The organism is Holtiella tumoricola, from assembly GCF_027857615.1.
Taxonomy (GTDB): Bacteria; Bacillota; Clostridia; order Lachnospirales; family Cellulosilyticaceae; genus Holtiella; species Holtiella tumoricola.
The window spans coordinates 129,660-153,195 of record NZ_JAQIFT010000061.1 but is presented as its reverse complement, the minus strand read 5'-3'; the positions used below and the strand labels follow the sequence as shown (position 1 = coordinate 153,195).

The window sequence follows — 23,536 nt, the reverse complement described above, 5'->3', positions numbered from 1 at the left end:
ATTCTAGGAGGCTTTTTTATTTATTATTTAAGCTTTTAATAATTCATATTGTGTTGTGTAAAGGTGACAGTAGCCACCACCTTCTGCGATAAGCTCATCATGTGTACCCATTTCAAGGATCTTACCATCTTGAATGTAGATAATTTTATCTGAGTTCTTGATAGTAGAAAGTCTATGAGCGATAACAAATGAAGTTCTACCTTTAAGGAGCTCATCAAGCCCTTGTTGAAGAAGTACTTCAGTCTGGCTATCAATACTTGAAGTCGCTTCATCTAAGATAAGAATCTTAGGATTTGCAAGAAGTGCACGTGCGAATGAGATAAGCTGTCTTTGACCTACAGAAAGTCTATCACCACGTTCATTAACTACTGTTTCATAACCTTGTTCAAAACTCATAATGAAGTCATGGGCTTTAACAACTTTTGCTGCAGCGATAACTTCTTCATCTGTTGCATCTAAGTTACCGTAGCGGATGTTATCCATGATGGTACCTGAGAAGATGAATGAGTCTTGCATCATGATCCCCATTTGCCCACGAAGTGACTTAAGGGTTACTTGACTGATATCATGACCATCGATAAGGATACGACCGTCATTAATATTGTAGAAGCGGCTAATAAGGTTGATGATGGTTGTTTTACCTGAACCAGTTGGTCCAACAATGGCAACACGTTCACCAGGTTTAGCTGTGAAGCTTACACCTTTAAGAATCATTTCATCATCTTCATAAGCAAATTTAACATCTTCGAATTCTACAAGGCCGTTAATTTGAGGAAGCTCAGTTGCACCAGGTGCATCTTGGACAGTTGGTTCTTCATCCATAAGTTCGAAGATACGCTCAAGGTTTGCCATAGCATTGATGATTGTGTTATAGAAGTTACCAAGGTTTGTGATAGGACCCCAGAAACGCCAAACATAAGCAACAAAGGCAACAAGTAAACCAACAGTGATATTATCTACAAAGATGAATACCGCACTACCATATACAAGGGCAACAGTTAAAGTTGCTACGTTATCCATAATAGGCCATACAAGGAAGTTAAGTTTAACAGCACCAAGCCAAGCGTTGCTGTATTCTTCACATACGTGCTCATTAACACGCATACTTTCTTCTTCGTGAGCAAAGGCTTGAGTAACGCGCATACCATTAATACTTTCGCTTACATAAGCGTTCATATTAGATTGCTTTGTACTAAGCTTTTGATGTGCTTTTCTTTGAAGGGCTTTAAGTGGATACATGAAAGCCATAAGAATAGGAACACCGATTAAACTTACCCAAGCAAGTCTAGCATCTAATACAAACATAAAGACCATAGTAAGAATAATACTAAAGATATCTGCTACTAAATTGACAAAACCATTACTTAATAAATCACTTAAAGAGTTAATGTAGTTTACAACTCTTACTAAAATTTTGCCGTGAGGTCTAGTATCATAATATGTAAAAGGAAGTCTTTGTAAGTTCACAAAGAGGTCATGACGCATATCGATAAGAATGTCTTGCCCTACGCGTCCCATTGTTTTGATACGATTTTGCATAATCCAACTGATACCAATCAGTGAAAGAATGAAAAGTACAGTTGCACCTGTAAGACCTGCAATATTCTTATTTGGAATATAGTCATCTAGTGCTACTTTAATAATATAAGGACCAAGTAGGCCTAGTATACTTGAAATAACCATGAGGAACATACAGAAGAAGATTGGTTTGTTGTATGGTCTCATATAGTCATAAAGGCGTTTTACATGGTACATGCTAAACCCTTGTTCTAATGTTTCGTCTTGATCGAAGGTATTACGTGCCATTTAGTTCGCCTCCTTTTGTGTAAAATCAGCAAGTTCTTGATCAAAGTCACCAAATTGTGTTTCAAATACTTTGTAATAGTGGCCTTTAAGTGCCATAAGTTCATCATGTGTGCCTTGCTCAATAACACGGCCACGTCTAAGAACTAAAATAAGATCAGCAGCTTTAACTGAAGAAATACGGTGAGCAATAATGAACGTTGTACGTTTACGTGTTGTTTCATTAAGCTTTTGTTGAATACGCATCTCTGTTTCCATGTCTAGAGCTGAAGTTGTATCATCTAAGATTAAAACTGAAGGATCTTTGATGAGTGCACGAGCAAGCGCAATACGTTGTCTTTGACCACCAGAAAGGCCTACACCACGTTCACCAACAACAGTGTCATATCCTTCTGGCATACTACGGATAAAGCTATCTGCTTCTGCCATAGCAGCAAATTGTTGAATTTGGTTAGATGAAGCTCTTGGTACACCATAACGAATGTTGGCTTCAATTGTATCAGAGAAGAGGAATACCTCTTGCATAGCCATGGCGATACTTTCACGAAGTTTTTTTAGACTATAGCTACGAATATCTTTTCCATCGATTAATACTTGACCGCTTACAGGTTCGTAGAAACGACAGATTAAGTTGATTAAAGTAGATTTACCAGCACCAGTATGGCCGATAATACCTATTGTTTGACCAGGTTTTGCTTTAAAGGAAACTTTTCTAAGTGCATCTGTATCTTCAAAGCTGAAAGATACATTTTTGAACTCTATTTCTCCTTTAATACGCTCAGGTTCTTGTGCATCTTCTTGGTTTTGAATCTTAGATTCTGTAGCAAGAAGCTCACGGATTTTTTTAGAACTTGCAATGAAACGTTGTGTATCATTGATAAGGTATCCTGCAGAACGCATTGGGTTATTAAGTGCCCAAAGAAGTCCATTGAATGCCATTAAGTCACCAATAGTCATTTGATCTTGAATAACTAAGATTCCCCCAATAAAGATCATAACAACTGTTAGGAAGCTTGCTAAGAATTCCAAAATAGGAATATAGTGTTGAGTGACCTCAATGGTGTCCATATTTGCTTCCTTATAAAAGGCATTTTGTCTATTAAATTTTTCAATTTCATAGTCTTCTTTAGAGAAGGCTTTAACAATACGATTTCCACTAATGTTTTCTTGAACAACTGAGTTTAATCTTGAATAAGCTTCACGTGCTTTGTGGAAAGTAGGTCCGATACGTCTACTCATCTTTTCTGTAAAGAATGCAATAAATGGGCATACAATGAGCATAGCGATTGTTAAAGTTGGATTAATAAACCACATGCAAAGTAAGCCGAATACAAATACACTTACGTTATTTAAAATATTATAGATAACCCATGCAATAAAGTGTCTGAGGAGATCTGTATCCCCAGTAATACGTGCCATAAGGTCACCTGTTTTCATCTGTTTGTAAAAGTCTACGTCTAGAGTAAGAAGCTTATCGAATAAGTCTTTTCTAATACGTATTAAGATGTTTTGAGAAATACGCTCAAAACTCATCTGATAAGTATATGCTACGATGTTTTTAACAAGAGCAGTAACAACGGTGATGAGCAAGATAGGTATAAGGATATTGGTTTCTCCACCCTCTAATACCCTATCTACAATAATCCCACCGAGAATAGGATTGATCATACTGATTAAAGCTGCTACAAGTACAAGTACTAAGCAAAAGCCATATTTGAACTTATAGTCTTTAAGGTATCCCCATATCCACTTAAATGTCTCCATAATGTCCCTCCTAATAGGTGATTTCAAACTAACACTCTTCATTATATAAAGATTAAAGAAAATAAAAATGTATTATATTAACCTATTGATGGATTTTCTTATAATGGTATACAATAGAAGTAACGATATTTAAAAGAGAGTAGAAGAGGTTTGCTATGTTAATTCCTATACAGTGTATTGATTCGTTCAACCCACATGTTCTATTTATTATAAATGCAGTAACCAATAAAGATAATTTATATCCTACAACTTACCATGATCATGATTTTGTAGAATTATCAATTGTAACATCAGGACAAGTGAACTATTTAATAGAGGACAAAAAATACGTACTTAAAAAGGATGATGTAATGGTATTTAACCCAGGCGTACATCATCAAGCATTATTAGATGCAAATACAACATGTACAGAGCTACATATAGGTATAGGGAACTTACACATAGATTGTACATCCCCTAACTATATGAAATCTTTGAACTGGCCGCCTATTGTATCTATACAAAAATATAAAAATGAATTTATGGAGTGTTGTAATGAAATTGAACAAGAGCAACGCTTAAGACCTTTAGGACATAGCTTTGTCTTAAAGGCATTAGTGATGAAGCTTATCCTTATTATCTATAGGGAAATGGATGAATGCAGTTCACCAACATCATTACAAGCTTCTCAATTTGCAAACCGTGATAAGAAGGTAATTGTTCAAAGCTTGATTGATTACATGCGTTCTTATTACATGGAAGACATTTCTCTTGATAATATTTCTAAAAACATGTATTTAAGTCCAGTTTATATTTCTAAAATTTTTAAAGAAGAAACGGGAACTTCACCTATTAATTATCTGATTCAAATTAGGTTAGAGAAAGCAAAAGAAATATTAGAAAAACATGATATGCCCATTAATTTAGTAGCAAAATCTGTAGGTTATGACGATGCTTACTACTTCAGTAAGCTATTTAAAAAGTACTATGGAAGCGCTCCTTCTGCATATATTAAACAAAAGAGAAATCAAATCAGAGAATAAATTGTTTAAAATAACATAATATTTATTGTAAAAATTAGAAAAATATATTGAAATGGTACGAATATCCATATATAATAATAGTAACGATACCGGAACTGATTCCAGTGTCTATTCCAGGAGGTGAGGCATTGCCTAAAAAGAAACTCATTTTTCTAGGAAGTACTGTTATTGTAGCAATATTAGTTGGTGCATTTATATGGAAGGTGATGACGCCTAAAAAAGTAGAAACAGCTTACAAGAACTATGAAGGTCGTGTGTTTTATGAGATTTTTGTAAGGGCATTTAACGATTCTAACAATGATGGAATTGGAGATTTAAAAGGCATAACAGCTAAGCTAGACTATTTGGAGGATTTAGGTATAAGAGGACTTTGGCTTATGCCAATTACAAAGGCAACAAGTTACCATGGATATGATACGGAAGATTATTATCAGATTGATGAAGACTATGGAACACTAGAGGATTTGAAAGAGTTAATTAAAGAAGCACATAAACGTGATATTAAAGTTGTAATGGATCTAGTCATTAATCATACATCTAGCCAACATCCTTATTTTAAAGAGGCAAGTAAAGATGAAAAGAGTGCTTACAGAGATTACTACATATGGACCACAGATATGAGTAAGGAGTTTGAAAGATCCCCAATGGCAACAATGGCATGGGCAAGAAATGGAACAAAGCAAGAACTGTACTATGCAATGTTTGATAAGGGTATGCCAGAGCTCAATTACGATAATCCTAAGGTTGAAGAAGAGATGAAGCAAGTGGCTAAATACTATCTAGATATGGATATTGATGGATTCAGGTTGGATGCAGCGAAGTGGATCTATAACGAGAAGGAAAAAAATATCGATTTTTGGAACCGATTTCAAGAGTATGTCCATGAACAAAATCCAGAAGCAATCTTAATAGGAGAAGTATGGGATGCGCCTTACAACATCTGTGAATATGCAGGTGTATTAGATTCTTTCTTTGATTTTAATGTAGGTGAAAGTATTTTAAATGGTATTAATAATGGAAGTCTATCCAATGTAGTCTATAACTACAAAATGATAGAAGAGATGTATAAGGAGGAAAAGGCAAGTTTTGTCCTTGCACCGTTCCTTACCAATCATGATCAAAATAGAGTAATGAATATATTAAGAGAAGACACAGACAAAATGAAAGTAGCAGCTGCTATTTATCTGACTCTACCAGGTACACCTTTTGTATATTATGGTGAGGAGATCGGCATGACAGGTGCTAAGCCAGATGAGCATATAAGAGAGCCATTTATATGGAGTGGAACAGATAGGGAACAAAATACGACTTGGATAGATTCTACTAATGATGTAGCAAAAGTGGCTTTAGATACTCAAAAAGAAGATAGTGGGTCGCTTTATCATTTATATAGGGAAATTATTCATTTACGAAATACTTATAAAGCATTAAGCATTGGGGATATAGAAGAGGTAAAGACACCTAATGGTAAAGTATTTGCAATGAAAAGGGCTTATGAGAATGAAGTAATTTACATAGTAGCAAACTTGAATAATGAACAGCAGGATATAATACTTGATGAAGGTACTTATAAGACTTTATTTTCAAGTTTAAATGACCAAGGGCAATTAGACACTCAATATAACAACCAAGTGACATTAAAGACAGGCGAGATATTAATAGTATTAAAGCAAAATTAAGCAATCTATTTATCTGCTGTAGAAGCCTTCAAGGCTTTTATATAATAAAAACGAATACTAGGGGGTTATTTTAATGAGTAAAAGAATAAAGTTCGCAGCTGCAATGACAGCTATGATTTTAACAACAGGTACAATGTTTGGATGTAGTAGTGCACCAGCAACGACAGATACACCAACAACTGAGCCAACTAAAACTGAAGAAACAGCTAAGACAGAAGAACCAGCTAAAACTGAAGAGTCAACTGAAAAACAAACACTTACAGTATGGTCTCATCTTACTTCACCAGAAGTAACAGCTATTGGTGAACTTGCTAATAAGTGGGGAGAAGAAAATAATGTAGAAGTTAAAGTATTAGAAGATCAATCTGATATGCAAGGTTTCTTACAAGCTGCAAATAGTAAAAATGGTCCAGACGTGATGTTTGGTTTACCACATGATAACTTAGGTACATTCCAAAAAGCTGGTTTACTTGCAGAAGTACCAGCAGGTAAGTTTGATAATAGTGCTTATGCATCACAAGCGATTGTTGATGCAGTTACAATCAATGGTACACAATATGCAGTACCTCTTGCTCAAGAAACAATCGGTCTTTTCTATAACAAAGACTTATGCAGTGAAGCACCAGAAACTTGGGATGATCTCATTGCAGTAGCTCAGGAAAAAGGCTTTATGTACAACGTAAATGACTTCTATCTTTCATATGGTATCGTAGCTGCAAACGGAGGTTATGTATTTAAAAATAATGCAGGAACACTTGATCCAACAGATATTGGTTTAGGAAATGATGGTGCGATTAAATCTTATCAATTCCTTCAAGATCTTATTACAAAATATAACTTTATGCCAGCAGACATCAATGATGATATTGCAAAAGGTGAATTCCTTTCAGGCAATACAGCATTCTATATTTCTGGTCCTTGGAATGTAGGAGCTGCAAAAGATGCAGGAATGAACTTTGGTATTGCACCACTTCCAAAGATGGGAACAAACCCAACACCTTCTTTCTTAGGCGTTCAAACAGCCTTTGTAAGTGCTAAATCAGAAAAGCAAGACCTTGCATTTGAACTTGTTAAATATTTAAGTGAAAACTCAGGGGAAACACTTTATGATATGGGCAATAGAATTCCTGTTTTAACAAGTGTACTTAATAGTGATAAAGTATCTGCAGACGCATATACACAAGGTTTTGCAGCTCAAGCTGTTAATGCTAATCCAATGCCAAACATTCCAGAAGTTGCTGCTATGTGGGCACCAGCTGCTGATAACATTAAACTTTTAACAGCTGGTCAAATTGATGCTGCAACATGTGGTAAAACAATTGCAGATCAAATTGCAGTAGGTATTGCACAACAAAAATAAATAGGAAGATAAGAGGGGTTATTACACTAAGTGCTCTCCTCATAAGTAGATGGATGTAGTTAGTTGTGTGTGGAACTCCAACAGCTTCTTCTTCAATAGTACTAAGAATGTGTAAATTCGGTATGCTCAAGAACGCCACAAACTCGCATGCGCTCAGACATGTGGCTAAAACCCTTGATCATCCACTCATTAACGCATTCTAAGTACTACCTCAAGGAAGCTTAAGGAGCATCCACCCCCACCTACCTACATGATAAACGTACGAAGGAGAGCAGGATAAAGGTGTGATAACCCCTTTATTAGAAGAAAGGAAAAGGGTGAATAAGAAGTGCAATAGCCCTTTATTACTCTCATAAGTAGATGAGTGTAGATAGTTGTGTGTGGGCATCCACCCCCACCTACCTACATGATAAACGTACTAAGTAGAGGAGGATAAAGGTGTGATAACCCCTTTATTAAAAGAAAGGAAAAGGGAAAAAGAGTACAAGGTAAAAGAATGAAAAGGAAGAGTGTGGAGGGGGATTTTATGCGTAGACAAGGGCGAGCGCTTACGTTTAGGAAGAGTATGACAGGGTATAAATATTTAGCACCTGCTTTAATATCTATTTTTATTTTAACTTTTTTGCCAATAGTATATACTATTTATATCGCATTTACTGATTACACAATATATTCTCAAGGGGAATATAACTTTGTAGGGTTCCAGAACTTTGTTGATGCAATCAATGGGCCGTTTAAGGATGTTTTCTTCCCTGTATTTGGATGGACAATTGTGTTTGCAGTCGTTTCAACAGCGGGATGTTTTATTATTGGTCTTATTTTAGCCTTATTATTAAGCAACAAAAATATAAAGGAAGCAGGGTTTTATAAGGGGATATTAATCTTACCTTGGGCACTTCCAGTTACTGTTGCCATTCTTTCATGGCAAGGATTATTTAACTCTAATTATGGCGCAATCAATTCAATGTTAATGACATTAAATATTATACAAGAACCTATTCAATGGCTGATTAGTCCGATGTGGGCGAGAATAGGTATTCTCATTGCAAATATTTGGCTAGGCTTCCCTTACATGATGAATGTATGTATGGGTGCTATTAGTGCTATTCCGGATGATTACTACGAAGCGGCACAAGTAGATGGAGCGAGCAAGTTGATGCAATTTGTTAAGATTACGTTACCTTCTATTGCACAGACAGCTTATCCACTTCTTATCTCATCTTTCGCATTCAACTTCAACAACTTCGGATCTGCATACCTTATTACAAAGGGTGGACCAGCAAGACTGGGAAGCCAATTTGCAGGGCATACAGATATTTTAGCTTCAACAGTTTATAAACTATCAACTACCTTTGGTCGTTATGATATGGCGGCTACACTGAGCATTATTACATTCTTAGTAATAGGAACCATATCCTTTATTCAAATGAGGGCATCTGGCCAGTTTAAGGAGGTAGATTAACATGGAAGAAAGAATGAATGTAAAAACAGTGAACGCTGTTCAAGGACAGACAAAGTTCAAAAGTGAAATTTCAAAAAGAGATAGAATGGGTGCTTGGGCAAGCAGAATTATTATATGGGCTGTTATCTTGATTACACTATTTCCTGTTATAGCAGTTGTATCTGCATCTATGGCAGGAGGAGAAGTATTTGTGCAAAAGACAATCTTCCCAAAGGTATGGACGTTATCAAACTATAAAGAAGTTATTCAAGATACCAACTTCTTACAGTGGATGAAGAACTCACTTATAGTATGTACGACAGTAGCAGTTATCCAACTTTGTTTGGCAGTACCAGCTGCCTATGCTTTTTCAAAATTAAAATTCTTAGGACGTAGAAATGGTCTTATGACCTTAATGCTTCTTCAAATTTTTCCAACAACGATGGCTTTACCAGCTATATTAGGTATCGTTTATCGTTTTGGAGGAATGGATAAATTATGGGTACTTATCTTAATTATAAGTGGTGGAAACGCTTATAATATTTGGTTACTTAAAGGTTATATGGATGGTATTCCAAAAGAACTGAGTGAGGCTGCTTTAGTAGATGGTGCTTCTACATGGCAAGTGTTTACAAGGATCATCTTGCCACTTACAAGGAATATGCTTATTGTTATTTTCTTATTCTCATTTATTGCACCATACAGTGAATTTATTTACTCAGCAGCATTAATCAAAGACCCGTCCAACTTAACCTTACCATTAGGTATGGAACAATTTATTAAAGACAAGTTTGCAACAAACTGGTCTCAATATTCAGCCGCAGCTATTATGTCTTCTCTTCCAATTGTTGTGCTCTTTATGGCATCACAAAAATATATTGCAAAAGGTATAACAGCGGGCTCTGTAAAAGGGTGATAGATGTGAACATTAAAGATATAGCAAAATTATCAGGAGTGGGCGTGAGTACTGTTTCTAGGGTACTCAACAACCACCCAGATGTAAAAAAAGAAACAAGAGATAAAGTGTTAGAAGTGATTAAAGAATGTAACTATGTACCTAATAATAGTGCAAGAATCTTAAAGAGTAATAATATGAAGCATATTGGCGTGCTTGTAAAAGGTATCTTTAACCCATTTTTCTCTGAAATGTTAAAGATCATAGAAACTGGAATTAATGATATAGGTTACACCATGATTTTGCATCATTATGATACCAATAGTTTAGGAGGGAATGAGGGAGAAGTACTTATTTCTTTTATCAAGGAAAAGCGTCTACAAGGTGTCATTTGCCTAGGAGGTAACTTTTCAAAGATAGAGGAAGAGCGTTTTGAAGAGATAGAGATTCCTATTGTTTTGACTTCTGTAGATAGTCACATGAAGATTAATACAAAGCTCTTTTCTAGAGTATGTATAGATAATAAGAAAGCGGCTTATGAAGCCACAAAGTACCTCATTGAAAAAGGACATGAACATATTGCAATTATGCTAGGGGATGAATTTGATGCAGGTGTCAGTAACCGACGTGTAATGGGCTATATGGAGGCATTAGATGAATATCATATACCTATCAATAAAGATTATATTGTAATGGGAGGGTATGATTTTGAACCAGCCTATGAAAGTGCAAAGAAATTATTAACGGCATCGCCAGAGATTACGGTACTATTTGCTATCTCAGATATTATGGCAATAGGTGCAGGGAAAGCAATGAGCGACTTAGGATTCACAGTAGGTAAGGAAATTTCATTATTAGGATTCGATGGTTTAAACATAGGCAAATATTATACCCCAGCGCTTACAACAATTGAGCAACCTGGAAAGCAAATGGCAGAAGATTGCATTGATCTATTAGTACAACTAATAGAAGAAAAAGAGGCTAATCAAAATATTATTTTGGAAACAAGATTAATTGAAAGAAAGTCTGTATGTAATTTTAAGGGGTGATAGGTATGGATAGAGGAAGTGGCATATTAATGCACATTTCATCTTTGCCGGAGTTATATGGAATAGGAACACTAGGAAAGTCAGCATACCTTTTTGCTGACTTTTTGAGACAAAGCGGACAAAAATACTGGCAGATACTCCCATTAGGGCATACAGGATATGGGGATTCTCCTTATCAATCCTTTTCAGCCTACGCTGGTAATCCTTATTTCATAGATTTAGCAACCTTATATCAAGATGGGCTTTTAACTAAAGAAGAATTAGAAGCACTAGATCCCGAAGAAAATAGTGAAAAAGTAGACTATGGAAAGCTTTTTAATACACGCTATCCAGTCTTAAAAAAGGCATACAAACGAGCTAAAGTAACATTACATGAAGAAATTGAAGGGTTTATAAGTAGGAATAAAGCTTGGCTAGACGAATATACTCTTTATATGGCTGTGAAAGAAGAAATGGGAAATAAGAGTTGGTTGGAGTGGGATGAACCGATTAGGTTACGACAACCTGAAGCGATCAAGTATTACAAAGAAAAACTAAAAGAACAAATAGAATTTTGGGCATTTATTCAATATGAATTTTACAAACAATGGAATAAATTAAAGGCGTATGTTAATACTCTAGATATACAAATTATAGGGGATCTACCTATATATGTGGCAGTAGATAGTAGTGATGTGTGGGCACATCCAGAAGTTTTTAGATTAGACAAAGATCATAAACCTATAGTAGTAGCTGGTTGTCCTCCAGACGCTTTTACAGAGGATGGACAGTTATGGGGCAATCCTATATATGATTGGGATTACTTAGAGCGCACTGGATATGCTTGGTGGATTAATAGAATGCAAGAGGCCAGTAAGCTTTATGATGTGATTCGTATTGATCATTTTAGAGGGTTTGAATCCTATTGGGCAGTGCCTTATGGTGATCAAACAGCTAAAGGTGGCAAATGGGTAAAGGGGCCAGGTATTAAGCTATTTAATGCAATAGAGAAGGCTTTGGGTAAGCTTAATATTATAGCTGAAGATTTAGGGTTTATGACAGCTGAAGTCCTGAAGTTTAGGGAAGAAACAGGGTATCCAGGTATGAAAGTTCTCCAGTTTGGATTCGATATAGATAGTAAGAGTGATTATATTCCACATAATTGTGGCAAGAATTCAATTATGTACACAGGCACACATGATAACAACACAATAAGAGGATGGTTAGCATCTGCTGAAAATAAAGCACAAGCAGAATATGCTAAGAAGTATTTGAAACTAGACGAAAAAGAAACATATCACCTAGGATTTATAAGAGGAGCGTGGGCAAGTACATGTGTATTAGCTCTTACTCAAATGCAGGATGTATTAGGACTTGATGACAACGCACGTATGAATACACCGGGCACAATGGGCGGCAACTGGATATGGCGTATGAAAAAAGATGTGCTTACTGACGAGTTATCTATGCATATAAATGAAATAACAAAGCTTTACGGAAGGAGCTTAACATGATCGAAAAACAATCTATTAAAGAATATATGGAAATGTATTGTAAAATGACCTATGGAAAAACTGTAAAACATGCGACAACAGCTGAAGTTTGGAGTGCATTAAGTACAGCTATTATGAGTCAGATTGTAGATAGATGGTATGTTACGAATAAAGCCTATAAGTCACAAAAAATGGCTTTTTATATTTCAGCGGAATACTTAATGGGAAGAGCACTGGGCAATAACTTAATTAACTTACAAGAATACGATCAAGTTAAAGACTTACTTAAAGAACTCAACATCAATTTGAATGAAGTAGAAGAGATGGAGGAAGATGCAGCACTAGGAAATGGAGGCCTTGGAAGGCTTGCTGCTTGCTTTATGGACTCTAGTGCTACCATGCATCTACCTGTGCAAGGTTATGGGCTTAGATATCGTAATGGACTATTTAAACAATGCTTCAAAAATGGGGAGCAAGTAGAAGAGGCTGATGAATGGCTTAAATACGGTGACCCTTGGAGTATAAGAAAAGAAGCAGATATGGTTTATATAAACTTTTCAGACATGAAGGTTAAAGCTATTCCTTATGATGTACCGATTATTGGATTTGGTGGGGCGACTATCAATACATTAAGGCTGTGGCAGGCAGAGCCTTTATGCGAATTTGATTTTAACCTTTACAACAACCAACAGTATGATAAAGCTTTAGAGCAAAAGAATCGTACGGAGGATATTACAAGAGTACTTTACCCAAATGACTCTACAGAACAAGGGAAGTTATTAAGACTTAGACAGCAGTACTTTTTAGTGAGTGCATCTGTTCAAGATATGGTACGTGACTTTAAAAGACGTCATGGAAATGTTTTTGATGATTTTGCAAAATGGCATGCAGTTCAACTAAATGATACACACCCTGTACTTGCAATTCCAGAGTTTATACGTATCTTAGTAGATGAAGAAGGTGAAAGCTTTGAAAAGGCACTAGGGACAGCAAGAAAGGTATTTGCTTATACGAACCATACGATTTTACAAGAAGCCTTAGAAAAATGGGATGCTTACTTGATGCAAAAGCTTTTTCCGCGTATTTATCAAATTATAGAACAAATCGATGCTGCACTTGTACAAGAACTTAGAGAAAAGGGATACAGTGATGACCGCATCAATATGTATCACATTATCAAAGAGGGTAAAGTGCACATGGCACATATGGCAATCTACGTTGGTTTTGCAATCAATGGTGTTGCTAAGCTGCATACAGAAATCTTAAAGAATACAGAGCTTCATCATTGGTATGAGCTCTATCCTTATAAGTTCCAAAATAAGACCAATGGTATTACACCAAGAAGATGGCTAGTACTTGCAAATCAAGAGCTTTCAAGTCTGATCACAGAAAAGCTTGGAAGTAATGAGTGGATGATGGATTTATCTTTACTCAAACAACTTACAAAGTTTGTTGAAGATGATGAAGTATTAGAACGCTTACAAAGTATTAAGTACACAAAAAAATGTCAGCTTGCAGAGTGTATTAAAGCAAGAGAAGGGATAGAAATAGATCCAAACTCTCTTTTTGATGTTCAAGTTAAACGTCTACATGAGTATAAGAGACAGCTCCTTAATGCCATGTATATTTTAGACTTATACTTTAGACTTAAGGAAAATCCAAACTTAGATATTCCAAAGGTAACCTTTATCTTTGGTGCTAAAGCCTTCCCAGGTTACTATAGAGCGAAGAGTGTTATTAAGCTTATCTTAGCTATAGGAGATTTGATTAATAGAACGCCAGAGGTTAAAGATAAGATTCAGGTAGTATTTGTAACCAACTACAGCGTATCTTATGCTGAGCGTATTATCCCAGCAGCAGACTTATCTAAGCAGATCTCAACAGCAGGTAAGGAAGCATCTGGTACAGGAAATATGAAGCTTATGCTTAATGGTGCCCCTACATTTGGGACTTATGATGGTGCAAATGTTGAGATTGTAGCAGAAAGTGGTGAGGAGAATAACTTCATCTTTGGCCTAAGAGTAGAAGATATTAATAACCTTAGAAATAACTACAATCCAAAAGAATACTATGACAAGAGTCCTGATTTAAAACGTGTACTAGATGCCTTTATAGATGGTACATTAGATCCAGCGAATACAGGATGCTTTAGAGACTTATACGAAGCACTATTAGTAGGTAAGAACTGGGAAAGACCAGATCAATACTATCTATTAGCTGATTTCAAAGCCTTCAAAGCAATGCAAGATAAAGTGTTTGAGTGTTATAAGGATAGAAGGAAATGGGCTCAAATGAGCTTGATGAATATTGCCAATAGCGGAGCATTTTCAAGTGATCGTACCATTATGCAATATGCAAGTGAAATCTGGGGTATTAGTCCTATAAGTTAAGAATAGGTATTCCTTTAGAACAAATTAAAAGTTTACGAAAGCAAGCATTAGTCAAGAATTGTTAACTTATTATATTGTAGTTAAAAAAGTGTAGATACTCCATGCATAGGATGTATCTACACTTTTTATTTGAAAGATTATGTTAATTATTGATTTTATGATAGACGTGACTGATGAGTTCAATTTGTTTTCTTTGATTACACTCTACATCGTTAAGCCATTCGAGTGTAGCCCCTATAACAAAGCCAAGGAACATGTTAAGGATACCAAGACCAACTAAACCAACACAAATGATAAGGCTTAACATATTTTGGCCCGCATAAAGTGTAAGGCCTCCACCGGCAAATAGGGCAAGTCCAAAGAGTACACCAAGAATCTTACTAATCACTTTAAGTCTAGCTAAAGAGCCATATTTAGGTGTAATACGTACAGGTGTGCCAGGTCTTGGTGGAGAAGTTGTAAGTGATGGGACAGGTGTTGTAGGAAGTGGTACACCTGTTGCAGCAACTTCTTGGTTAGCAAGTGTTGCATCTTTAGAAGAAGCTTGTCCATGATTTGTATTTGTAGTTGATACTATAGCATCATCAAATGAACTAGGCTCATCTGATTGGGTAGGTTTGCGGATAAAGTCTGTGATGTTTGTATTTGAATCAAATACAGGATTTGGTTGAGGTATAAGTTCATCACTTTCTATTTTTGCTTTTAAAATATGAAATTCACCTTTTTCAGTTGAAGTAGCATCTTTAGAGACATTTTTATTTGTAGATATTTTATTATCATTGGTTATTTCTCTATTTATGGATGGACTATCATCTTTGGTAGTTTCTTTACTTGTAGATGAATTATCATCTTTGATTGCTTCTTTGTTTGTAGGTACTTTATCATTTTTTGCTATTTCTTTATCTGTAGACGCTTTATCACTTTTAGTTATTTCACTAGTAGTCGATTCCTTGGAGCGTGTAGCTTGTTTTTTGACCTTTGTCTTCTGAGTAGCTTTGCTAGTAGGTGTACTTGGAGTAGCCTCTTCGGTCGTAGTTGTATCAGATAGCTTGTCTACATTCTCAGTAGTAGTATTTGACTCTGTAGATTGGTTTGCCTCTTTAGTCTCTATGGCAGGATTGGTTTGGTGTGATGAATCAGTAGGTAATAAAGAACCGCATTTAAAGCAGTTACGATCACTATCTATATTTGGAAAGTTACAATTTGGACATCGTTTCATTTTTATTCCCCCTCCTAAAAAATTACATATCTACCTTTATTATAACTTTAAATTCTAATTATTCCAATAAAAATTAAATAGAATTGCTTTTGTATGAAAATTAGGGTATAACAAGAGGAAAGGAATGGAGGAGCTAGCATGTATACATTATTAATTTCAGGATATGGCACAGTACCAGAAAAAACACTTAAAGTGTATCAGTTTAATGAGGAAACAAAAAGTATTACAGAAGTATTTGGAGAAAGTTTAGCTAACCCATCTTATGCAGTTATTGAAGGTGCTCTTATCTATACAATGAGTGAAGTAGAAGATGAAGTACCATTAATGAGTTATAAGCTTGATAATCAAGGATTTATGAGACTTGCACAGCAAAAGTTTGAAGGTGGAGGTATAGCTCATATAAGTTATTCATCTACTCATAAGGCCTTATTTGGTGCATGTTATCAAACAGGGGATGTACTTAGTATTGGTGTAGAGAAAGGGCAATTTCATGGAGTCAAGAGTTTTATTTCTTTACCTAAAGGTGAAGGGGACATTTCAAGAGCACACTGTGTTCAGCTAGATGCAAAAGAAGAATACCTTTATGTGACCAATATTCATACAGATAAAATTTATTGTTTTAAAGTAGATCAAGGAACACTACACTCTAACGAGGCTTTTGAAGCTTTACAGCTAACAAAAGGGATAGGACCAAGAGATATTGTCTTTCATCCTAGTAAGTCGGTAGCTTATATTACTGGAGAGTATAGTAATCAAGTAACTGTAGTAAGTCAAGATTCAGTAACGGGAAGACTTGAGGTTATCCAACAACTAAGTGCACTAGCAGAGGAGTATACAGGGGAGAGCTATTGTGCTAATGCATTTGTCACACCAAATGGAAAGTATCTATTTGTAGCGAATAGAGGGGCGAATAATGTGGCAGGATTTGAGATACAAGAAGATGGCACATTAAAGGTACAGAACTTTAACTCTGTAGAGGGTGATTGGCCAAGACTTATCACTTGTACACTAGATGGTAAGTATGTACTTATCTGCAATCAACGTTCAAATGAAGTGGTTATTAAGTCACTTGATCAAGAAGTAGGTGAGATAGGGGAAGTCGTTGCAACGATTCCATTTAAGGAAGCAGCTTTCGTTAAGGCGATTTAATATTTATACTTACTAAATTAGAAATTAAGAGAAATGAATGGTAGTGTAAAAATAGTAAAAAAGAATAACCTATTGAATAAAAAATAATACCTTAAGAAGTATTTCTTCTTGAGGTATTATTTTTTATCTAACAAATTAGTTATAAAAATCATAAAATAATGAATTTAAATTATGTAAAATAACAGGTAGAATAATAGAAACTAAATACCGAAGGGAGATAGAAAATGAAGCTGGGGAATAAAGCGAGGAAGATTTTAGGGGCTGTATTAACAGGAAGTATGATCATGTCAACAGTAGTATACGGGGCAAATGATGGTTCAGGGAATATTACAGGGAGTGATAAACCAGTAGGACCAGATATTAGAGGTGAGGTATTTAAAGGTGAAGAGTGGTATGACCAACGAGCAACTTATGAAGTAAATAGAGAAGGTGAACATACAAGTTTCCTTTCATTTAATACAGTAGAGGAGGCCAGAGTCAGGGAAAAAGTAACTTCTACTTCGACTAAATACCTTAATGGAGATTGGAAGTTTGAACTAGTAGAAAATCCTCATAAACGTAACCAAGACTTTTTTAAGACAGATTATGATGTAAATGGATGGGATACAATCAAAGTACCATCAAACTGGCAAACACAAGGATATGACTCTCCTAAATATACAGACACAAGGCTGCCTTGGGAAGGTGTAGAAATACCACCTCTTGGAGTTGCACCAACACTTTATAATCCAGTAGCTTCTTACAAGCGTGAATTTACAGTGCCTAAAGAATGGGATGAAAAAGAAATCTTTGTTTCTTTCCAAGGCGTAGAATCAGCTATGTATTTATGGATTAATGGACAATATGTAGGTTATAGCGAGGATAGTTATACAGCAGCAGAATTTAATATTACCCCATACTTAAATACAGATGGCACACCTAATCAGATTGCAGTTCAAGTATACCGTTGGTCAGATGGGAGTTATTTAGAAGACCAAGACTTTATTCGCTTAAGTGGTATTTTTAGAGATGTATTCTTATATAGCAAAAATAAAGAAGCTTCTATTTTTGATTTTAACTATACTACAGATTTAGACGAAAAATTTGAAGACGCTACTCTTAATGTAGAGGCAACTTTCCGTAAATACATAGATGAAGTGACAAGGGGTTATAAAGTACAAGCTACCTTATTTGATGTTAATGGAAAAACTGTACTTACAGAAACATTACCTATTGAATTTAATGGTAAAGAAGCACATGTTGCTAAAGGTATAAAGGTTGATAATCCAGTAAAATGGTCAGCAGAAAACCCTAATCTTTATCAATTAGTCCTTGCATTAGAAGATGAAAAGGGAGAGGTTATTGAAACAGCAGGATGTAATGTTGGTTTTAGAGAAATTTCAATAATCAATAATGGAACCAACCAAGCACAAATTACAATCAATGGGCAGCCTATCATGTTCTATGGCGTTAATCGCCATGAGACAATACCGGAAGGTGGAAGAAGTATTACAGAAGAAAGTATGATTGAAGATATTAAACTTATGAAACAGTATAATATCAATGCTGTAAGAAATTCTCATTATCCCAATCAAGCAAGATGGTATGAGCTTTGTGATATTTATGGCCTTTATGTAATTGATGAAGCAAATATTGAGTCTCATGGTGTGAATGATTACATTCCACAAAGTGATCCAGGTTGGATTGAGGCTTGTAAAGATCGTATGCAAGCAACGATTGAAAGAAGCAAGATACACCCATCTATTATTATGTGGTCATTGGGGAATGAGTCTTACAATGGTGATGTATGGGGCATCTTAGGTAAACTTTGTAAGGAGTTAGATCCTACTCGTTTAACCCATTATGAAGGACATCGTGAGATTCCAGAGATTGATGTATGGTCTAGAATGTATCGTCGCGTAAATAACTTAGAAGAAATCGATAAAATTAAAAATCCATTGGTATGGTGGGGAATGTATGGTAATAAGCCAGCCCTTCAATGTGAGTATGCACATGCTATGGGGAATGGTATAGGAAACTTGAAGGAGTACTGGGATGTTTATGATGCCTATCCAATTCTACAAGGTGGTTTTATTTGGGATTGGGTAGATCAAACAATACAAATAGATACTCCAATAGATCAAGTATTGACTAATGAAGGTATGGAGATATCTGTTACTTTAAAAGGTGAACTTACCAATGGGAAGAACGGTAAAGGAATGGATGGCTATGGCATTTGTTATAATGACAAGGCATTGGCATTTACAAACCAACAACCATTTACATTAGAAGCTTGGGTGAAACCAGACGATGTAGATCAAACGAGTCCTATTATTACAAAAGGAAATGATGAATGGAAAAATACAGAGTCTTATGGTCTGAAGAGAACGGTAGGTTTTGATGATGATGGCAATAAGACACATGACTTATTAGAGTTTTACATCTATAATCAGCAATGGAATTCAGATGAAGGTGTTTATAAAAAGGTTTCAGCATTTATAGAGACACCAAAAAATTGGGCCAATGAGTGGCACCATGTTGCAGGTGTTTTTGATGGCACAAATCTAACGCTCTATTTAGATGGTGAGGCAGTAGCTACAAATATGGATATAGTTGGTATTGCAGGTGGTGGTAATGCAGTAGGAATTGGTGCGGATATTACATATGATGCACAAAATCCAAATGTACCAGCGCATTTTGAAGGTACTATAGATGAAGTGCGTGTTTACAATAAAGCACTTACACAAAAAGAAATCAAAGATGAAAAACGTCAACCAGATAAAAATACAGTAGTATGGCTAGATTTTGAAGAAACAACAAAGAAAGCTTATAATCAAGATACTTACTTTAGCTTTGGTGGGGATTGGCAAGACATCCCAGAGGGTAATCCTAATAATAAAAACTTCTGTGCAAATGGACTTGTATCAGCAGACCGTACAGTGCAACCAGAATTAATGGAGGTGAAGAAGTTATATCAAGGCATTAAGATGGAAGATGAAGCAATCCTAGAAGGAAAGATCAAGTTAACTAATAAGTTCTTATTTACCAACTTAAATGAATACGTAGCTAAGTGGGAACTCCTTGAGAATGGATACATTATTCAAACAGGTGAAATTGCTAAAGAACAACTCAATATAAGCCCATTAAGTGAAGGTAGTATTCATATTCCATTTGAAAAGCCTGTACTAAAAGAAGGTGGAGAGTATTTCTTAAATCTATCTTTTGAATTAAAAGAAGATACTTCTTGGACAGAAAAAGGGCATGTTATTGCAACAGAACAATTTAAGGTACCCTATGATGTACCGGCTAAAAAAGTAGCAGAAAAAAATATGTCATCACTTAAAGTAGAGGATACTACAGATAAAACAATACTTGCAGGAGAAGACTTTGAAATTGTATTTGATAAGACAAAGGGAACAATTAGTGAAATGTCTTATCAAGGCACAAAGGTTATTGCGCAAGGACCAAAACCAAACTTCTGGCGTGCACCAACAGATAGTGATTTAGGCTACTATTCACCACTTGAGTTAGCAACATGGCGTTATGCAGGTGAAGATCGTAAAGTGAAAAATATTACTGTAGAGACAGCAGAAAATAATAAAAAGGTAACTTTCTATATAAGTTCTACCTTACCAACTACCGTAGAATCACAATATGAACAAAGTATTACAGTGTACGGCACAGGTCAAGTTGAAATAACAAGTACATTAAAACCAGGAAATGATACATTACCGATGATCCCAGAAGTAGGGAACATGATGACTTTACCAAAAGAATTCAATCAAGTAAAATGGTATGGTAGAGGGCCAGAAGAAAACTACATCGACCGTAAGACAGGTTATAATATAGGTATTTATGAAAGTACTGTAGAAGACTTCTTTGTAGATTACATTAAGCCACAAGAGACTGGCAATCGTACAGATACACGTTGGGTAGCTCTAACCAATGAAGATGGAATCGGACTTATGGTAGAAGCAAAAGATATCATAGAGTTCAATGCATTAGAGTATACTCCAGAACAATTAAGTAACTACTTACATTCATATATGCTTCCTCAATCAGATACAGTGACACTACGTATTAATCAAAAACAAATGGGATTAGGTGGAGACAATTCATGGGGAGCAAAACCACTTCAACAATATCAAATCCCAGCAAATCAAGAATACACATATACTTATACAATGCAGTTAGGTGAATTTAAATAGGCGTAAAAGGGAAAATTAGAAAATAAAAAGGATATCAAGAAACCATAGAGGGGTTCTTGATATCCTTTTTTGTTATTAGATAAAATCTATTTATAATCCGTGTGAAACTACGTTTTGTGATGCCATAGTAGCATATTGATCATGGTTCAGCATACCTTCTTCTGTATGCCAGCCTAGGTGGAAAGGAAGACGATCGCCGTCTAATTCTTCAATATGGTCAACCTCACCATTTAAGTAGCTATTTACACGGTAGATAGCTGTTTTGGCACGTCCAATAATACCGTTTAGACGTACATCTAGAATTTCAAATCCGTTGCCTTTGCAGTCTGTATACCATACAGTACGTAAGGCTTCTATGAAGTCTTCTACATCACTGATAAGCATAGGAAGGACTTCTTCAGCAAGCATAGCAAGGGTGTCGTGGTCTTCTTCAAGGTAAGCTTGACGAAGTTCAACACCAATGGTTGCTTTAGTAGCAAGTACAGTACTTAAGGCTGCATACATTTTAAACATGGATCTATAAGCACAGCTTTTGTATGAGATTGCCTCATATTTATCAGCTAAGTTAGAGTAGAATGTTGTAAGGTCAAGATCCTCAGCATAGATATCAAAAGCACCAAGTAAGATGTCTTGGTATAAGAAATACTTTGAAGGATTGTAAGAGTTAACATTTGGTCTGTCTACACCTTCTACTAAGTTCAGTTCTTCAGGACTTCTAAGGTCTTCTAAGCTAAGACCAGTTAAGTATTTACAACGTCTATCAATCCAAGCATCATCTACATCTTGAAGGTAGCTATGTTCTGCAAAGAAGATAAGACCTAAAAGGGATGTATCGATAGGTGCTTCATCCCCATCATCTCCCCACATTGTAGCAAGGACTTCTTGAATGCCTTGTTTCTTACAAATGTTAAGTGCTGCCTTGGTTGTAAGGAAAGTACGTTCATAGTTTGGTGCATAACCTACCCATTTCCATACCCCACCTGCAAAGATAAGTGGTTTATTGAATTTTTTCTTTAAGTTAATAGAAGCATCGTAGAAATCTTCTTCTAAGTGGTAGTAATCCCAATAAACAAGGCTCATTTTATCTGGAATGCTCTCAATAACACTTTGATCAAGTTCAATGTTTAAGTCGTAGTGGTCTCCAGAAGGTGTAGCAGCACGCATAAACATATCATCCCACATCATTGGTTCAAAGTTGTATTTATCCAGTAGCTTACAAACCTCTTTAAGGTGCATCGCCATAAGTTCTTGATGATGTTTGTAGCCGTTTACTTCAATAGAGCGGCCAAGGCCTAAGTCCCAAGCTTCGTCCATACCAATATGGATACGGTTTGTTCTAAATGTAGCACGAAGGGATTTGAACATATTATCTAAGAACTCGTAAGTTTCTGGTGCACCCACTAAGAGTACATCTGATGTATCTCTGAATTTAAGGGCATAGTTCCATTTAAGTGTTTGCTTAAGGTGAGCAAGTGCTTGGATACAAGGAATAAGTTCAATGCCTAATTTATAAGCATATTCATCTAATTCTTTGATTTCCTCTTGTGTATAACGACCACGCATGTAACCAAAGTAAGGATACTCTGGAATGGTATATGTATCTTCGCTATAAAGCATACATGTTGAGTGACCCATCATAGCAAGATGAACAAGGAGTTGTTTAACCTTGTCTACTTTATACACACTATTACGTGAGACATCAAACATTGCACCTGATACTGGAATAAAAGCTTTTTCTTCATAAGTAAAAGTAGCTTGTCCTTCTTCTACAAATTGCATATAAAGGCTTAACCCCCTAAAGAAGTGGTGCTTCTTTTTGTATGCAATGCTATTTTCTTCCCCACGAATAATACGTAGGCATATTTCATCGTTTTCATCTAATTGAACAACGTTAATATTATCTTCTAAAGCAAGATTAAAGTAATTTCTAATCTCATTTAAGCCAAATTCTAAATCTAGTACTTCCCCAGAAAAATTCATAGTGTTCCTCCTTAGTATGAGCTGAGTTATTCATTTAATAAAACAGTATATAAGAAGTATTTTAATATACTTTTTTTGGAGAGTATAGTGTATATTTTTGAAAATTATTTCAAACAATGGAGTATA

14 protein-coding genes are annotated in these 23,536 nt (G+C 35.6%); 10 read left to right on the top strand and 4 right to left on the bottom strand.

What is annotated here, in order from left to right:
* Window positions 1-27: 27 nt before the first annotated feature.
* Entirely contained in the window at window positions 28-1,806 is a 1,779-nt protein-coding gene (locus tag PBV87_RS17395; RefSeq protein ID WP_271013135.1) for an ABC transporter ATP-binding protein, read from the bottom strand.
* Window positions 1,807-3,567 carry an ABC transporter ATP-binding protein gene (locus PBV87_RS17390; RefSeq protein ID WP_271013134.1) on the bottom strand — a complete coding sequence of 587 codons (1,761 nt, stop codon included), beginning with the start codon at window positions 3,565-3,567 and terminating at the stop codon, window positions 1,807-1,809.
* Window positions 3,568-3,722: 155 nt separating this feature from the next.
* Here PBV87_RS17390 and PBV87_RS17385 point away from each other — a divergent pair, with 155 nt between their 5' ends.
* From PBV87_RS17385 to PBV87_RS17350, 8 genes are all read left to right on the top strand, one after another.
* On the top strand, window positions 3,723-4,589 hold the full coding sequence (locus PBV87_RS17385) for an AraC family transcriptional regulator (RefSeq protein WP_271013133.1): 867 nt from the start codon (window positions 3,723-3,725) through the stop codon (window positions 4,587-4,589).
* 128 nt (window positions 4,590-4,717) lie between these two features.
* On the top strand, window positions 4,718-6,268 hold the full coding sequence (locus PBV87_RS17380) for an alpha-amylase family glycosyl hydrolase (protein WP_271013132.1): 1,551 nt from the start codon (window positions 4,718-4,720) through the stop codon (window positions 6,266-6,268).
* Window positions 6,269-6,341: 73 nt separating this feature from the next.
* Window positions 6,342-7,628 (top strand): sugar ABC transporter substrate-binding protein, encoded by a 1,287-nt coding sequence (locus PBV87_RS17375; protein ID WP_053982933.1) that lies wholly within the window; start codon window positions 6,342-6,344, stop codon window positions 7,626-7,628.
* 526 nt (window positions 7,629-8,154) lie between these two features.
* Complete coding sequence (locus PBV87_RS17370) at window positions 8,155-9,090, top strand: carbohydrate ABC transporter permease (RefSeq protein ID WP_053982934.1); 936 nt, start codon at window positions 8,155-8,157, stop codon at window positions 9,088-9,090.
* Window position 9,091: 1 nt separating this feature from the next.
* Window positions 9,092-9,985, top strand: a complete 894-nt coding sequence (locus PBV87_RS17365) for a sugar ABC transporter permease (RefSeq protein ID WP_271013131.1) — start codon at window positions 9,092-9,094, stop codon at window positions 9,983-9,985.
* Window positions 9,986-9,990: 5 nt separating this feature from the next.
* Window positions 9,991-11,013 (top strand): LacI family DNA-binding transcriptional regulator, encoded by a 1,023-nt coding sequence (locus tag PBV87_RS17360; RefSeq protein ID WP_271013130.1) that lies wholly within the window; start codon window positions 9,991-9,993, stop codon window positions 11,011-11,013.
* A gap of 5 nt (window positions 11,014-11,018) precedes the next feature.
* Window positions 11,019-12,506 (top strand): 4-alpha-glucanotransferase, encoded by a 1,488-nt coding sequence (malQ, locus tag PBV87_RS17355; protein WP_271013129.1) that lies wholly within the window; start codon window positions 11,019-11,021, stop codon window positions 12,504-12,506.
* Window positions 12,503-14,875 (top strand): glycogen/starch/alpha-glucan phosphorylase, encoded by a 2,373-nt coding sequence (locus tag PBV87_RS17350; protein ID WP_301335120.1) that lies wholly within the window; start codon window positions 12,503-12,505, stop codon window positions 14,873-14,875. The genes malQ and PBV87_RS17350 overlap by 4 nt, the downstream gene beginning before the upstream one ends.
* Before the next feature lie 142 nt (window positions 14,876-15,017).
* Here the strand turns inward: PBV87_RS17350 and PBV87_RS17345 are convergent, their stop codons facing one another.
* A complete protein-coding gene (locus PBV87_RS17345; protein ID WP_271013128.1) occupies window positions 15,018-16,094 on the bottom strand; it encodes a hypothetical protein in 1,077 nt (358 codons plus the stop codon).
* 138 nt (window positions 16,095-16,232) lie between these two features.
* Here PBV87_RS17345 and PBV87_RS17340 point away from each other — a divergent pair, with 138 nt between their 5' ends.
* Both PBV87_RS17340 and PBV87_RS17335 read left to right on the top strand, forming a co-directional pair.
* A complete protein-coding gene (locus PBV87_RS17340) occupies window positions 16,233-17,243 on the top strand; it encodes a lactonase family protein (protein WP_271013127.1) in 1,011 nt (336 codons plus the stop codon).
* Window positions 17,244-17,467: 224 nt separating this feature from the next.
* Entirely contained in the window at window positions 17,468-21,430 is a 3,963-nt protein-coding gene (locus PBV87_RS17335) for a glycoside hydrolase family 2 TIM barrel-domain containing protein (RefSeq protein ID WP_271013126.1), read from the top strand.
* 90 nt (window positions 21,431-21,520) lie between these two features.
* Here the strand turns inward: PBV87_RS17335 and PBV87_RS17330 are convergent, their stop codons facing one another.
* Window positions 21,521-23,410, bottom strand: coding sequence for a beta-N-acetylhexosaminidase (locus tag PBV87_RS17330; RefSeq protein WP_271013125.1), 1,890 nt, complete (start codon window positions 23,408-23,410; stop codon window positions 21,521-21,523).
* Window positions 23,411-23,536 lie beyond the last annotated feature (126 nt).

Excerpts from the sequence above, each read along its gene's own strand:
- PBV87_RS17395 (WP_271013135.1), bottom strand. The coding sequence starts at position 1,806 with ATGGCACGTAATACCTTCGATCAAGACGAAACATTAGAACAAGGGTTT.
- PBV87_RS17390 (WP_271013134.1), bottom strand. The coding sequence starts at position 3,567 with ATGGAGACATTTAAGTGGATATGGGGATACCTTAAAGACTATAAGTTC.
- PBV87_RS17385 (WP_271013133.1), top strand. The coding sequence starts at position 3,723 with ATGTTAATTCCTATACAGTGTATTGATTCGTTCAACCCACATGTTCTA.
- PBV87_RS17375 (WP_053982933.1), top strand. The coding sequence starts at position 6,342 with ATGAGTAAAAGAATAAAGTTCGCAGCTGCAATGACAGCTATGATTTTA.
- PBV87_RS17370 (WP_053982934.1), top strand. The coding sequence starts at position 8,155 with ATGCGTAGACAAGGGCGAGCGCTTACGTTTAGGAAGAGTATGACAGGG.
- PBV87_RS17365 (WP_271013131.1), top strand. The coding sequence starts at position 9,092 with ATGGAAGAAAGAATGAATGTAAAAACAGTGAACGCTGTTCAAGGACAG.
- malQ (WP_271013129.1), top strand. The coding sequence starts at position 11,019 with ATGGATAGAGGAAGTGGCATATTAATGCACATTTCATCTTTGCCGGAG.
- PBV87_RS17350 (WP_301335120.1), top strand. The coding sequence starts at position 12,503 with ATGATCGAAAAACAATCTATTAAAGAATATATGGAAATGTATTGTAAA.
- PBV87_RS17345 (WP_271013128.1), bottom strand. The coding sequence starts at position 16,094 with ATGAAACGATGTCCAAATTGTAACTTTCCAAATATAGATAGTGATCGT.
- PBV87_RS17340 (WP_271013127.1), top strand. The coding sequence starts at position 16,233 with ATGTATACATTATTAATTTCAGGATATGGCACAGTACCAGAAAAAACA.
- PBV87_RS17335 (WP_271013126.1), top strand. The coding sequence starts at position 17,468 with ATGAAGCTGGGGAATAAAGCGAGGAAGATTTTAGGGGCTGTATTAACA.
- PBV87_RS17330 (WP_271013125.1), bottom strand. The coding sequence starts at position 23,410 with ATGAATTTTTCTGGGGAAGTACTAGATTTAGAATTTGGCTTAAATGAG.